The sequence below is a fragment of the Paenalcaligenes hominis genome (genome assembly GCF_011927625.1).
GTDB classification, from domain to species: domain Bacteria; phylum Pseudomonadota; class Gammaproteobacteria; order Burkholderiales; family Burkholderiaceae_B; genus Paenalcaligenes; species Paenalcaligenes hominis.
Window position 1 is genome coordinate 55,581 of record NZ_JAATIZ010000004.1, and the last position, 12,273, is coordinate 67,853.

The 12,273-nt window shown below is 46.6% G+C and carries 13 protein-coding genes; 1 reads left to right on the forward strand and 12 read right to left on the reverse strand.

Annotation, left to right across the window (positions count from 1 at the left end; translation table 11 throughout):
• Positions 1–7: 7 nt before the first annotated feature.
• The 10 genes from GGR41_RS10195 to recA all read right to left on the reverse strand — a co-directional run bounded on the left by GGR41_RS10195 (position 8) and on the right by recA (position 8,907).
• A complete protein-coding gene (locus GGR41_RS10195) occupies positions 8–520 on the reverse strand; it encodes a hypothetical protein (protein ID WP_167661754.1) in 513 nt (170 codons plus the stop codon).
• 140 nt (positions 521–660) lie between these two features.
• Positions 661–1,152 (reverse strand): hypothetical protein, encoded by a 492-nt coding sequence (locus GGR41_RS10200; RefSeq protein WP_167661755.1) that lies wholly within the window; start codon positions 1,150–1,152, stop codon positions 661–663.
• 156 nt (positions 1,153–1,308) lie between these two features.
• On the reverse strand, positions 1,309–1,656 hold the full coding sequence (fdxA, locus tag GGR41_RS10205; RefSeq protein ID WP_167661756.1) for a ferredoxin FdxA: 348 nt from the start codon (positions 1,654–1,656) through the stop codon (positions 1,309–1,311).
• An 8-nt stretch (positions 1,657–1,664) separates the two neighbouring features.
• Positions 1,665–3,014: a Na+/H+ antiporter NhaA gene (gene nhaA / locus GGR41_RS10210; RefSeq protein WP_167661757.1), complete on the reverse strand. Its 1,350-nt coding sequence runs from the start codon at positions 3,012–3,014 to the stop codon at positions 1,665–1,667.
• 168 nt (positions 3,015–3,182) lie between these two features.
• Positions 3,183–4,169 (reverse strand): DMT family transporter, encoded by a 987-nt coding sequence (locus tag GGR41_RS10215; RefSeq protein WP_167661758.1) that lies wholly within the window; start codon positions 4,167–4,169, stop codon positions 3,183–3,185.
• A gap of 89 nt (positions 4,170–4,258) precedes the next feature.
• Positions 4,259–5,140 (reverse strand): succinate--CoA ligase subunit alpha, encoded by an 882-nt coding sequence (gene sucD / locus GGR41_RS10220; protein ID WP_077732997.1) that lies wholly within the window; start codon positions 5,138–5,140, stop codon positions 4,259–4,261.
• Positions 5,141–5,158: 18 nt separating this feature from the next.
• Positions 5,159–6,319 (reverse strand): ADP-forming succinate--CoA ligase subunit beta, encoded by a 1,161-nt coding sequence (gene sucC, locus GGR41_RS10225; protein WP_167661759.1) that lies wholly within the window; start codon positions 6,317–6,319, stop codon positions 5,159–5,161.
• Between the two features lie 75 nt (positions 6,320–6,394).
• Complete coding sequence (locus GGR41_RS10230) at positions 6,395–6,958, reverse strand: DUF2889 domain-containing protein (RefSeq protein WP_077732996.1); 564 nt, start codon at positions 6,956–6,958, stop codon at positions 6,395–6,397.
• 315 nt (positions 6,959–7,273) lie between these two features.
• On the reverse strand, positions 7,274–7,810 hold the full coding sequence (recX, locus tag GGR41_RS10235; RefSeq protein WP_167661760.1) for a recombination regulator RecX: 537 nt from the start codon (positions 7,808–7,810) through the stop codon (positions 7,274–7,276).
• A 5-nt stretch (positions 7,811–7,815) separates the two neighbouring features.
• Entirely contained in the window at positions 7,816–8,907 is a 1,092-nt protein-coding gene (gene recA / locus GGR41_RS10240; RefSeq protein ID WP_229711192.1) for a recombinase RecA, read from the reverse strand.
• Positions 8,908–9,155: 248 nt separating this feature from the next.
• Between recA and GGR41_RS10245 the strand changes: the two genes are divergently transcribed.
• Positions 9,156–10,055: a recombination-associated protein RdgC gene (locus GGR41_RS10245; protein WP_167661761.1), complete on the forward strand. Its 900-nt coding sequence runs from the start codon at positions 9,156–9,158 to the stop codon at positions 10,053–10,055.
• Here GGR41_RS10245 and GGR41_RS10250 read toward each other — a convergent pair.
• Together GGR41_RS10250 and hemN are read right to left on the reverse strand one after the other, a co-directional pair.
• Positions 10,052–10,741, reverse strand: coding sequence for a Crp/Fnr family transcriptional regulator (locus tag GGR41_RS10250; protein WP_167661762.1), 690 nt, complete (start codon positions 10,739–10,741; stop codon positions 10,052–10,054). The genes GGR41_RS10245 and GGR41_RS10250 overlap by 4 nt on opposite strands.
• Positions 10,742–10,749: 8 nt before the next feature.
• Positions 10,750–12,150, reverse strand: coding sequence for an oxygen-independent coproporphyrinogen III oxidase (hemN, locus tag GGR41_RS10255; protein WP_167661763.1), 1,401 nt, complete (start codon positions 12,148–12,150; stop codon positions 10,750–10,752).
• Positions 12,151–12,273 lie beyond the last annotated feature (123 nt).

The following is a 12,273-nucleotide window of genomic DNA, read 5'->3' on the forward strand; positions in this document are numbered from 1 at the left end:
TTTGACTCTAAATAGTAAGGACACGCTCGATGGTAAAAGAAGGGCTAACCAGCATAATCTCATGACCCGATAAGGCAGCTTGCTCAAGGTCATGCTGTTGAAACTGTAGCCCTTCTAAAAAAGCAATCAAATCCGAACTGGCTTCACGTTGCGCGTACTCGCCCATCAAGTCATAGCTGAGTGGGCTCCAGCAAAATGTGAACTCGGCATTAGGACGAATTAAAGCTACCTCTCCGTCCGGCCCCGCATGAGCCACGGCTTTTTCAAAATTGCCGGTACCGTATAACGCCCCTGAACGAAATGGAGCGCCAAAATGCTCTAGAAACCAAGCGTCGATTGCATGATGATCGTGCTCAGGGATATTTTTAGGGGGACGGTTACTAGGCGCTTTTAAATGCACAGTCTCGGACTCAAGAGGCCGAGTAAACCCACGATAAATAGGCAAGCCGCCAGTTAATTGTTCCCACTCATCAGCTTGAAACCAAACGCCCGCATTACTGCCTTGTCTCGTAATTGTCATAACTTTTATCTCCGTAATAAAGCGTTAAAAAACAAAGCCATCTTGTACCTTATGGTTAAGATTGCTGAATTATCTTAATACTCTGTATCTGGGTGACTCAATACAACATAACGACTAGAAATCTGAGGTCAGCTTTGCGCTTAATCTAGCCAGTCTACCTGACGCACATGCCAGATTTCTTGTTGAGGGTCATACTCAACCAAGGCGTTATATGTTTTACTGTGGGTACCGTCTGTTCTATGGCTAGCCTCTACAGTTGCTACAATAGAAAATTGACACTGACCTAGGGCTTTAGAAGAGGTTTTTGGTAAAAATGGAAACTGCACTAGTTTCATATCGGTAAGGCTTGCCTCGACCTCTTCTTTGGTTTTATTAAAAGCTTTAACCACATCGGTACAAATAGCAGCGATACGCTTTTCCTCGCGCTCTAGTGCACTTTGGGATTTTTTATAAACGAATTCGTTCCAAAAGGCTAAACTGAGTAAAAGCACTGCGCCTATGCCAATAAAATAGGCACCTTTGCGTTTTGTAGGGGCGTATTCTGCACTGTTATCTTCGCGGAAATACCACCCACCCCCTTTGATCATAAGCACAACCGCTAGCAGTGCTATTGCTATAACTAGCCACAACATACAAATTCCACACTCAAATACCAAAGATTTGATTGTAATGCTTTTTATCAGGTATGACTTGCATTAACTGTGCTTCTCAGTGCTAAGTCTTGATTATTCATGAATAGCATTAATCACTATTACCGCTAGCCCAAGCCTAGCAAAAAAGGCACTACACTATTTTGGGCTTGAATAGGAAAGTTGCAACAAGTGGCGTTTAACGGTTTGGTCTTTCCAGTATTCATGCTCGGTCAAGGGCGCCTTAGATTTACGTATGCGTTTCCACTCTGGATGCTGAGCTAGCCGAGCATTAAGCTCGACAAACTCAGCCTGATCCGCTCTGATTTCATTAGCACTAACAATCGCATTCACCGGGCATTCGGCGACACAAATAGAACAGTCAATGCATTCATCAGGGTGAATCACTAGAAAATTGGGCCCTTCGAAGAAACAATCCATCGGGCAAACCGCCACACAATCTGTGTATTTGCATTGAATACAGGATTCGGTAACAACGAAGGGCATCTTTTCACCTACTTATTAAGACGGTGCACATACCACGCGCCCCATCCTAAGCCTAATAGCGCAGCACTTGAAGAAGCCACCAAAACACCGAGCTTAGCCGCATTAAGCAGACTTTCATTATCAAAAGCCAGCGTACCAATAAAAATAGACATAGTGAAGCCAATCCCTGCTAGCAAGCCAATTAATAGAATGCCTGACCAGGTTACCCCCTCGGCTAGCTGACAGGCTTTTAACGCGACAGCCAGACGACAGGCTATAAAAATACCTAGTGGCTTACCGATAACTAAAGCCAGAATAACGCCCCACATCACAGATTGTGCTGCTCCAGAGCTAACCTCTAAACCTTTAAAGCTGACTCCCGCATTGGCTAAAGCAAAGACCGGCATAACAAGAAATGCTACCCAAGGGTGTAATTGCATTTGCACTCGAGCCACTGGCGGTAATAGTTCACGATGTGCTTCACGTACTTTTTCAATAGACTGCAATATCACTAACTCGTCTTTATCTGAGTAGTGGGCTTGCGCCTTAATACGCGCTATATTTTCTTCAACCACTGTTAGCGGATCAGCGCGTAAAGGACGCGCATACACGGGGGTCATTAAACCTAAAATGACACCTGCCAGGGTTGGGTGTGCACCCATCTTTAACACCCCAAACCATAGTATGGCTCCGGGAATTAAATAAGCAAAAGCAGAAGCGATACCTAACCGCTGCCACACAACCACCAGAAGCATACCTGCTGCGATGAGCCAGAGGCCGCTGTAATCCAAACCGCCAGAGTAAAAAAAGGCAATAATCAGTACAGCAACCACATCATCAATAATGGCAATTGCCAAAAGCATAATGCGTACATTAGAGGGAATAGAGCGTCCTAACAAAGCAAGCACCCCTACCGCAAACGCAATATCCGTTGCGGTAGGTACAGCCCAACCTCTGCCCTGTACCGGATCCGTATTCATCATCAGATAAATCAGGGCCGGTACGATAACACCACCTGCTGCTGCTACTAAAGGCAATGAGGCTTGCGCAAAGCTAGATAAAGCCCCTTCGTGTATTTCTCGTCTAATCTCCATCCCGACCACTAGAAAAAAAGCAGTCATTAAGGCATCGTTAACCCAAAAATGCAGACTTCCCGACATGGCGAAATCACCTAGCTCAAAACCCACTGTTTGTTCCCAAAAGTCGAAATACTGCTGTGCATAGGACGAGTTCGCCCACACAAGCGCCGCCACGGCAGCAGCAATTAAAACTATGCCGCCAAAGGCTTCGATATGAGTTAAACGAGTGAATTGGTCTGAAACGGACTGAGCAAGACGATGGCCAAACGGGAGCTGACTGGGTGAGGTATTATTTTTCATAACCTTAAAATAATGAAATGTGCAGGCGGCCCGACCTGTACGTTACCTATTTGCCTAGCCCCATGCTAGACAAATACCCACGCAAAGCGTAACGTAAATTCTTTAGCTATGCAAATCTGGAATGCGCTGTGCGCTCCACACCGCTAGGTCTAACTTGCGCCGTGAACGTTAGCGGGTTGATTGATCTGGCGAGGAAGACTCTTGATTGTCAGTGTTTACGCTAACTGTTAGGTTTAGCTTGGTCGACTTAAAAAACCAGTCATGGCCATTGACTAAAATAATACCTAGTACCACACACACGGCACCCACCATAAAGCTGCGCTCTATGTGTTCATTTAATAGCAGTACGCCTAGCAGTACCCCAAACAAGGGGGTCATAAAGGACAAGACGCCCAAGCGTGATGCCAAGTAATGGCGTAGCAACCAAAACCAAACCAATAGACTAGCAAAAGACACCGCAATCGTTTGAAAAATTAAATTTCCAATCAACGACCAGCTCCAATTTACCCCTGTTTGACCTGTTAAATAGGCTCCGCTTAATAAAATAACAAAGGCGCCTAATAATTGATAAAACAACGTTTCTGTGGCGGGCGCATTTTTTAAACGTGTGCCTCGTACGACGACGGTCGTGGCACCCCAAAATAAGCCGCCCAAAAGCGCTAGTCCATCGCCTAACAGCCCATGCAGACTCGCACCCGACATGGTGAGTGTGTCGCGACCAAGAAAGCTAATTGTGACCCCCACAAAGGCGAGTAATACCCCTAACCATTGCAGTGGTTGTAAGCGCTCATCGGGGGTAAAAAAGTGCAAGCCTAAAGCGGCGAAAATGGGAGCGGTATAAAGGAAAATAGAAACATGCGAGGCGCTGGTGTAACGTAAGGCTTCGCCAACGAAAAAGAATTCCCCAGCAAAAAGAGCCCCCACTACGACTCCTGGCCGCCAAGCGCCAGCCATAGTAAACAGCCGTTGCCCTCGCCACCGAACAAACCCCCACGTCAACACCGCACCGCCAATGGAGCGCACTGCAATTTGCAAGGTCGCCGCCATATCATGCGCTGTATATTTCAAGCCTACTTGTGCCAAAGCCCAAACAAAGCACAATAACACCATAAGGCTAGTGGCTTGGGGAGTTAAACGTTGTCGTTGGTGTGCCATGGTTTTAATTATTAAATGATTCAACATCACAACATACAACAAACCCCGCTTCAGCGGGGTTTGTCTAGCTAAGCTTTATCATCTGTTGATTACAGAATCGATTTTAGAAGCTTACCCATTTCAGATGGATCGCGTGTGGTTTTGATACCGCACTCTTCCATGACGGCTAATTTTGCATCCGCTGTGTCATCACCACCAGAAATTAACGCACCTGCATGACCCATGCGTTTTCCGGGAGGCGCTGTAACCCCTGCGATAAAGCCAACAATAGGCTTGGTCATGTTGTCTTTAGCCCAACGTGCCGCGTTAACCTCATCGGGACCACCGATCTCACCAATCATGATAACGGCATCGGTATCGGGGTCGTCGTTGAACATTTTCAACACATCAATGTGCTTCAAACCGTTAATAGGATCGCCACCAATACCTACTGCGGCGGATTGACCCAGACCGAGCTCAGTTAATTGGGCAACGGCTTCGTAAGTGAGTGTACCGGAACGGCTTACTACACCAATGCGACCTTTACGATGAATATGGCCTGGCATAATGCCGATTTTAATTTCATCAGGCACAATTAAACCTGGGCAGTTTGGCCCAAGCAATAACGTTTTCTTGTTCTCATCACGCATGCGATTGCGTAACTCGAGCATGTCACGCACAGGAATGCCTTCGGTAATACAAATAACGAGATCGAGATCTGCGTCTACAGCTTCCCAAATAGCATCGGCAGCACCTGCTGGCGGGACATAAATAACAGAAACCGTTGCACCGGTAGCATCACGCGCATCTTTCACTGTCGCGTAAATGGGCACGCCCTCGAAATCTTCGCCTGCACGGCGTGGGTTGACGCCAGCGACAAAGGCTTCCATACCGTTACCGTATTCACGGCACATACGTGTGTGGAACTGACCGGTTTTACCGGTAATACCTTGTGTAATGACCTTGGTATCTTTGTTGATCAAAATTGACATGTAAACAATCCTTTCCGGTTACTTAGCGGCGGCAACCACTTTGGTTGCAGCTTCGGCCATGGTGTCAGCACTGATGATAGGCAAGCCAGACTCTGCTAGCATTTTTTTGCCTAGCTCTTCGTTAGTACCTTTCATGCGCACAACGAGAGGAACATCAAGGTTCACGGCTTTACATGCAGCAATAACGCCTTCTGCAATAACGTCGCAACGCATAATGCCACCGAAAATGTTTACCAAAATGGCTTTAACATCATCGTTTTTCAACATGATCTTAAAGGCTTCAGTTACTTTTTCTGCTGTAGCTCCGCCACCAACGTCTAAGAAGTTAGCTGGCTCGCCACCGAACAACTTGATGGTGTCCATGGTAGCCATAGCTAAACCAGCGCCATTCACTAAGCATCCGATGTTGCCTTCGAGCTGAATGTAAGCCAAATCGTACTTGCTGGCTTCGACCTCTGCGGGATCTTCTTCGTCTAAATCGCGGTATTCCACGAGTTCAGGCTGACGGAATAACGCATTGGTATCAAAGTTAAACTTGGCATCAAGTGCCATAATATCGCCGGAACCCGTCAAGATAAGTGGGTTGATTTCCGCTAATGAGGCATCGGTGTCCCAGTAAACTTGATAAAGCTTTTGGAACTGGTCAGCGGCCTGAGCTTGGGAAGCTTCGGGAATGCCAATACCAGCAGCCAAGCCAATTGCCTCTTCTGTGGTGAGTCCTGTTTTAGGATCCACAAATACTTTTAGAATTTTTTCTGGATTTGTTTCTGCGACCTCTTCGATCTCCATACCACCCTCGGCGGAGGCCATCACGCAAATACGCTGGGATTCACGGTCTGTCACAATACCTACGTAATATTCCGTTTTAATGTCAGCGCCGTCTTCGATGAGTAAACGGCGTACTTTTTGACCTTGGGGGCTAGTTTGATGCGTGATCAACTGCATACCCAAGATTTCAGTAGCCAACTGTTTAACTTCATCCATAGAGCGAGCTAGTTTTACACCACCACCCATACCGCGACCGCCGGCATGAATTTGTGCTTTAACCACCCACACCGGTCCCCCGAGCTTTTCAGCTGCTGCCACTGCCTCGTCGACGGAAAAAGCAGGGATGCCTTCTGGCACTGCTACTCCGTACTTTCTTAACAGTGCTTTGCCCTGATATTCATGAATTTTCATTTAGTACCTGTCAGTCTAAGAACACATTAAAAAATCATCCACGGGTTTACAAGAAACACGTGGACAAAACTCAAGTTACTGCGCCGTTTCGGGCTTTTCATACCACTTTGGGTAAAATTCCCTAACTACTTCGCCATCGGCCCGTAAAGCATGACAACCATCTATATGAAATGGCCTTGTTTGTTGTTTTTGGCCAGAATTAAAACGGTTTAATCGCGCTGCTACACCTTGGATAGCGGCAGTAGGTAAAACGTTGGTTAGCTCTGTCATGTGCGTGCAGCCGTGTTTCCCGGCTAAGCGTGCACGCACTTCGTGTCTAAACCCACGAATTAAGTTCAGTCCTATCAGCTTCTGATAGCTTTGAACAATCGTGTCACACACGGCATAAGGCGCTGCGTCGTACTGTACGCCTGCATCTACAATGGTGTAGTCGCTATTAATAGTTATGCGTAGCAGCATATGATGTACAGGTTGACCAGCAGGATGTTCACCACCATTGGACAAGGGGAAAGCGTAGGATTTGGTATCGACCAGTTCGGCATCAAGATCCCATAAACCATCGGCACGCTCGAAGACCTCTACGACAACTGAACGTTTGTGTAAAGGAATACGTGCAACCGTGATTTCGGGTAAAGCCATACAAATACCTACAGGAAAGCGAACAACAAAACACTCTAAGTATAGCGCACCTCCCACGCTAGGCAGCTATTTTCTCTATGAAAAATTAAAATAGCACGGATTCAGAATAAAACCGTAGCCACTTAAGCAAGCTGTTAAGCGATGGGGCTAAGAAATGCCTAACGCCTAAGCGTACCATTAACTAAAAATACTTGGCTACACCTAGTCTTGGCGCACGATTTTGTTTTTAAGAGCAAATGTGCCCCATGCTACGCGCCAAGTCACAAAATGTACGCGTAGCGGTCACCTGAAGCTAGGGCGACCCGTTTTAACCATTTAGATAGCCTCGTTGAATCGGTCGAGAATTTTACGCAGTAAATCTGGACTAAAACCACGGCTCGCCATAAACCGGTGCTGCTTTGCATAGCTTTTCTGATCGGTAGGAGCAGTGCCAAACTTGCGTTCCCAAACCTCTAATGCCCGTTCAAACTCGGAATCTTTTAATTGTTCTAGTGCTAAGTCAATGTGTTCGGCATCAACCCCTTGTTGGCGTAATTCCTGCAAGAGACGCCGGGTGCCGAACTTGTGGGCGCGACGGTTGATTAAGCTTTGAGTGAAGCGTTCATCACACAACCAGTTTTGGGCCTGGAGCTCGTCTAGTAGTTGGGTAATGGCTTCGAGATCGTCAGAATGACGTTGTAATTTGCGCTGCAGCTCGAGCCTAGAGTGTTCACGTCTAGACAGGAAATCAATAGCACGTGCTTTTAAAGAAACCCCCTTCCGTTTGGAGGGGGGTTCTTTAGCCGAACCTAATTGTTCGAAATCTTCAAAGCCGAGCTGCTCAAAATCGCCCTCGTCATTAAAGTTTTGCATAACGGTTATTTTTTATCCTCGACCGTTTCAGCATCTATTTTTGCTGCAGCAGGCGCTGGGGATTCTTTGATTTCCTCGAGTACGGTAATGCCATGATGTGCGCGTACTTTGTTTTCAATTTCCCGTGCTAAAACTGGGTTTTCACGCAAGTATTCGCGCGCATTGTCTTTGCCCTGACCAATGCGTGTGCTTTCATAGCTGTACCAGGCTCCGGCCTTGTCGACAATGCCAGCCTGTACGCCTAGATCTATTATTTCGCCCTCGCGTGAAATGCCGCCCCCATACATAATATCGAACTCGGCTTGCTTGAAAGGTGGCGCCACTTTGTTTTTTACAACCTTAACGCGGGTCTCGTTACCTACGACTTCATCACCGCGTTTGATTGAGCCAATACGACGGATATCAAGACGCACTGAAGAGTAGAACTTTAAGGCATTCCCGCCTGTGGTGGTTTCGGGACTACCGAACATTACACCAATTTTCATGCGAATTTGGTTAATGAAAATTACCATACAGTTCGCACGCTTGATAGTAGCGGTCAATTTGCGCAGGGCTTGGCTCATGAGGCGAGCTTGAAGACCAGGTAAAGAGTCGCCCATGTCGCCTTCGATTTCGGCTTTAGGTGTTAGTGCTGCGACCGAGTCCACGACGATTAAATCCACAGAACCCGAACGGACTAAGGCGTCCGTAATTTCGAGGGCTTGTTCGCCCGTATCTGGCTGAGAGATCAACAAGTCATCAAGGTTTACACCCAATTTAGAAGCGTACTGAACGTCTAGAGCGTGCTCGGCATCAACGAATGCACAAGTACCGCCGATTTTTTGCATTTCAGCAATGACCTCGAGGGTAAGCGTGGTTTTACCAGACGACTCGGGACCGTAGATTTCTATGACTCGACCACGAGGCAGCCCGCCTACACCTAAAGCGATATCTAGGCCTAAAGAACCAGTGGAGCACACCTGAATGTCGTGTTCGACTTGGTTGTCTCCGTAACGCATTACGGAGCCTTTACCAAACTGCTTTTCAATTTGAGACAGTGCGGCAGCTAGGGCTTTTTCACGTTCTGCAGCTACAGCTTTGTTGCGCTTATCGTCCATGTATATGTCCTATGTAGTAATGGGCAAACCATCATTATCAATATAAAGCTATTATACTGTATAAATATACAGATAACCAGTAGAATACGTGCATCAATGTAAACTGTTGTTTAGCTGTTATGTTAGCTTAGCCTATGTTCTTGCGTCTAACTGTAATGTTTAGTGCTAATGGCTCAAATTAACCTGCAGCACGTTTTATACTTGTGGCATAGAATAGAATGCTTCTTTTCACTAATTACTAAATTCACATGTGGTTTAAAAACTTACGACTTTTCCGCCTTCATCCTGAATGGACTGCCGACTCAATTGACGAGCTAGTTGCTAAAAAAGCGTTTACCCCAGGTTCAAGCCAAGACCCTGTTAGCCTCGGGTGGGCGCCAGCTCATGAGCAGACTGATTTAGTGCATCGGGTTCAGGGCCAAATTTTACTTACAGCTAAAGCTGAAAAAAAGCTCTTGCCCAGCACAGTCATTAATCAAATTGCCCGAGCCCGAGCCAAAGACAAAGAAGAAGAACAAGGCTATAAGGTCGGCCGTAAACAAATGAAAGAGCTCAAAGAGGACTTAATTACAGAGCTCTTGCCGCGCGCGTTTAGTATCGAGCGCTTTGTGTCGGTATGGATAGACCCAGAAAACCGATGGTTAGCCATTGATGCTGCAGCGGCCGCCACAGCAGACGAGGTCATGGGGCTTATTGCTAAAACCTTTGATCTTTTTCCAGCACTGCCGGTATACACCCAACAGTCCCCCGCTGCGGCCATGACCAGTTGGCTTGCTGACTTCACCTTGCCCTACCCTTTTACCATTGATCAAGACGCAGAGCTTAAAGGCAGTGGGGAAAGCCGTTCGGTAGTACGTTATGCACGCCACAATTTAGACAGCGACGAGGTACGTAATCATATTGTGGACGGCAAACAATGCACCCGTTTGGCCTTAACTTGGTCCGATAAAATTTCGTTTGTGCTAACCGAGGGACTTGAGTTAAAGCGTATTGCGCCCACCGATCTACTGACCGAACAAAATCAATCTGAAAGTCACGACGAGGCTCATGTGTTTGACGCTGATTTTTTACTTATGAGCTCTGAGCTCAATGTATTGATTCACGAGCTCTTAGAGGCTTTGGGCGGCGAAAAGAAAAGCCCTGTTTAACGCGTATAGCCTAGTAAGCCGTCTAGGTCCTTTACTATGACCTGACGGCCAGTCACCTCAATAAACTTATTTTTAATCAAGTCATTTAAAATGCGTGAAAAATGCTCGGGCGTTAAGTTTAAGCTTGCTGCTATATGCGCTTTAGAGCGATCGAGCTCGATGCGCTGGTGTTTTTTTAATGGGATGCGATCCACCAAATAATGAATGACACGTTGGGTGCCAGAAACCGAGTGCATTGTCATTACATCACCAAATAAATAACACAGGTTCTGACTTAACTGCGCTACGAGCCCCATCATCAATAAAGGGTGGTTAGCTAGCCAAGTATAAAAATGTTGTTTAGTAACTTTAAGGGCAACGGTCGGCTCTAAGGCCAAGGCATCAACCCGATAGGTATCACCCATTAATACACAAGCGTCTCCTACGGCACCACCTGTAGTGCGGTAGTGCAAGCTTTTAACCTGATTGGTCTGCGTTTGCCATTGCAATTGCACCGCCCCTGTTTCCACAATATAAAAAGCGACGCAGCCTTGGTCGCGCTTAAACAAATACTCATTTTCAGCAAAACCAACCCGATGGCATTGCTCATAAAAGCGCCCTAACTCCTCTGCCCCCCAGTCCTTAAATAAGGGATGGCTTTGTAAATACTGGGGCGCAACCGTATAAGTAAGTTTAGCTTGAGCCATAATGTTCTCTAGATTAGTTTTGAATAGGTGGCGGTCGTGCTTTGGCGCAAGTATTGATCGAACTCCATACTGATTGCCCGTACAAATAAACGGCCTTTTGCTGTGACTTGCATGTGGTCAGCGTCTAACTCAAGCAGATCTGCCTCGACATAAGGACGCAGAGCAGCTAACTCATCAGCAAAACGTTGGGTTAAATGGATACCGTAACGCTGGTAGTAGTCATGAAAATCGATTGGCATACTGCACATTAAGGTCATGATGAGCTCTTCACGTAATACATCCTCGTTGTGCATCACGTGACCGCGGAACGTCGCTAGCTGACCAGCGTTAATTTGTTCCGTGTAGGCGTTTAAAGAGCGTTGATTTTGGATATGGGTCTGACCTACTTTACCAATAGCAGACACCCCTAAACCAATCAGATCACTATTGGCACGTGTGGTGTAACCCTGAAAATTTCTGTGTAAGCTTTTGTCTAGGCGCGCTTTATTTAGCTCGTCATCGGGTAATGCAAAATGATCCAGACCGATGTATTCATAGCCAGCATCCAAAAGCCGCTGTGCGGCCATTAAAAAAATTTGCAAACGCTCATCGGCAGATGGCAGATCATCTGCGTGAATTAAACGTTGGGCCTTAAAGCGCTGAGGTAAATGCGCATAGTTATATAACGCAATACGATCAGGCCGCAGTGCCACAAGCGCTGTAACAGTTTGCTCAAAGCTATCTAGGCTTTGTTTAGGTAAACCGTAAATTAAATCGGTATTAATAGACTGAAACCCCGCAGCGCGGCTGGCATCCATTGCGCGTGCCACCATTTCTAAAGGCTGAATGCGGTTGATCGCTGCTTGAACCGCTGAGTCAAAATCCTGTACACCGAAGCTAGTACGATTAAACCCGATAGCCGCTAATTGCTCTAAACGGTTTTTAGCTACCGTGCGAGGATCGATTTCTATGCCCAATTCGGCATCTGGCGCAAAATCAAACTGTGAACGAATGCCTTGCACCAGGAGTTGGAGTTCCTCGTGCTGCAAAAACGTGGGCGTCCCACCGCCAAGATGCAACTGTCCTGTCAAGCGGTTTTGACCCAAATGGGGCTCTAGTAACTGCAGCTCTTTTAATACGGTTTGCACGTAGGCAGCTGAACGCGTGGTGTCTTGGGTAATGATTTTATTGCATGCACAAAAATAGCAAAGAGACTGGCAATACGGCAAATGCACATACACAGAATAATCGGGCAAGCTGACATTTTGCTGACGCTTCGCTAAAGCCGTTATATAATGTTCGCTACTAAAATTATCGACGAACCGGTCAGCAGTGGGATACGAGGTATAACGCGGCCCTGACCGATCGAAGCGTCTGATCAGACTTTCTGAAATATGTACCATGTCGATAGGTTCCGCTATATCGTGCATTTTTACTCCCTAAACGCGTGCGTATACTGTATTGTTACTAAATAGTATGGCGTTTTTACGAGCAAAACTGATTGATATAGATCAAGGACTTCTTTCTCCCCTTAACGCTGCTTTGTATTTCTT

Bases quoted from the DNA above. Each gene is read 5' to 3' on its own strand.
- nhaA (WP_167661757.1), bottom strand. From the start codon at position 3,014: ATGAAAAATAATACCTCACCCAGTCAGCTCCCGTTTGGCCATCGTCTT.
- sucD (WP_077732997.1), bottom strand. From the start codon at position 5,140: ATGTCAATTTTGATCAACAAAGATACCAAGGTCATTACACAAGGTATT.
- sucC (WP_167661759.1), bottom strand. From the start codon at position 6,319: ATGAAAATTCATGAATATCAGGGCAAAGCACTGTTAAGAAAGTACGGA.
- GGR41_RS10250 (WP_167661762.1), bottom strand. From the start codon at position 10,741: ATGGCTCAAGCTAAACTTACTTATACGGTTGCGCCCCAGTATTTACAA.
- GGR41_RS10195 (WP_167661754.1), bottom strand. From the start codon at position 520: ATGACAATTACGAGACAAGGCAGTAATGCGGGCGTTTGGTTTCAAGCT.
- GGR41_RS10215 (WP_167661758.1), bottom strand. From the start codon at position 4,169: ATGGCACACCAACGACAACGTTTAACTCCCCAAGCCACTAGCCTTATG.
- recX (WP_167661760.1), bottom strand. From the start codon at position 7,810: ATGCAAAACTTTAATGACGAGGGCGATTTTGAGCAGCTCGGCTTTGAA.
- GGR41_RS10230 (WP_077732996.1), bottom strand. From the start codon at position 6,958: ATGGCTTTACCCGAAATCACGGTTGCACGTATTCCTTTACACAAACGT.
- GGR41_RS10245 (WP_167661761.1), top strand. From the start codon at position 9,156: ATGTGGTTTAAAAACTTACGACTTTTCCGCCTTCATCCTGAATGGACT.
- GGR41_RS10200 (WP_167661755.1), bottom strand. From the start codon at position 1,152: ATGTTGTGGCTAGTTATAGCAATAGCACTGCTAGCGGTTGTGCTTATG.
- recA (WP_229711192.1), bottom strand. From the start codon at position 8,907: ATGGACGATAAGCGCAACAAAGCTGTAGCTGCAGAACGTGAAAAAGCC.
- fdxA (WP_167661756.1), bottom strand. From the start codon at position 1,656: ATGCCCTTCGTTGTTACCGAATCCTGTATTCAATGCAAATACACAGAT.
- hemN (WP_167661763.1), bottom strand. From the start codon at position 12,150: ATGCACGATATAGCGGAACCTATCGACATGGTACATATTTCAGAAAGT.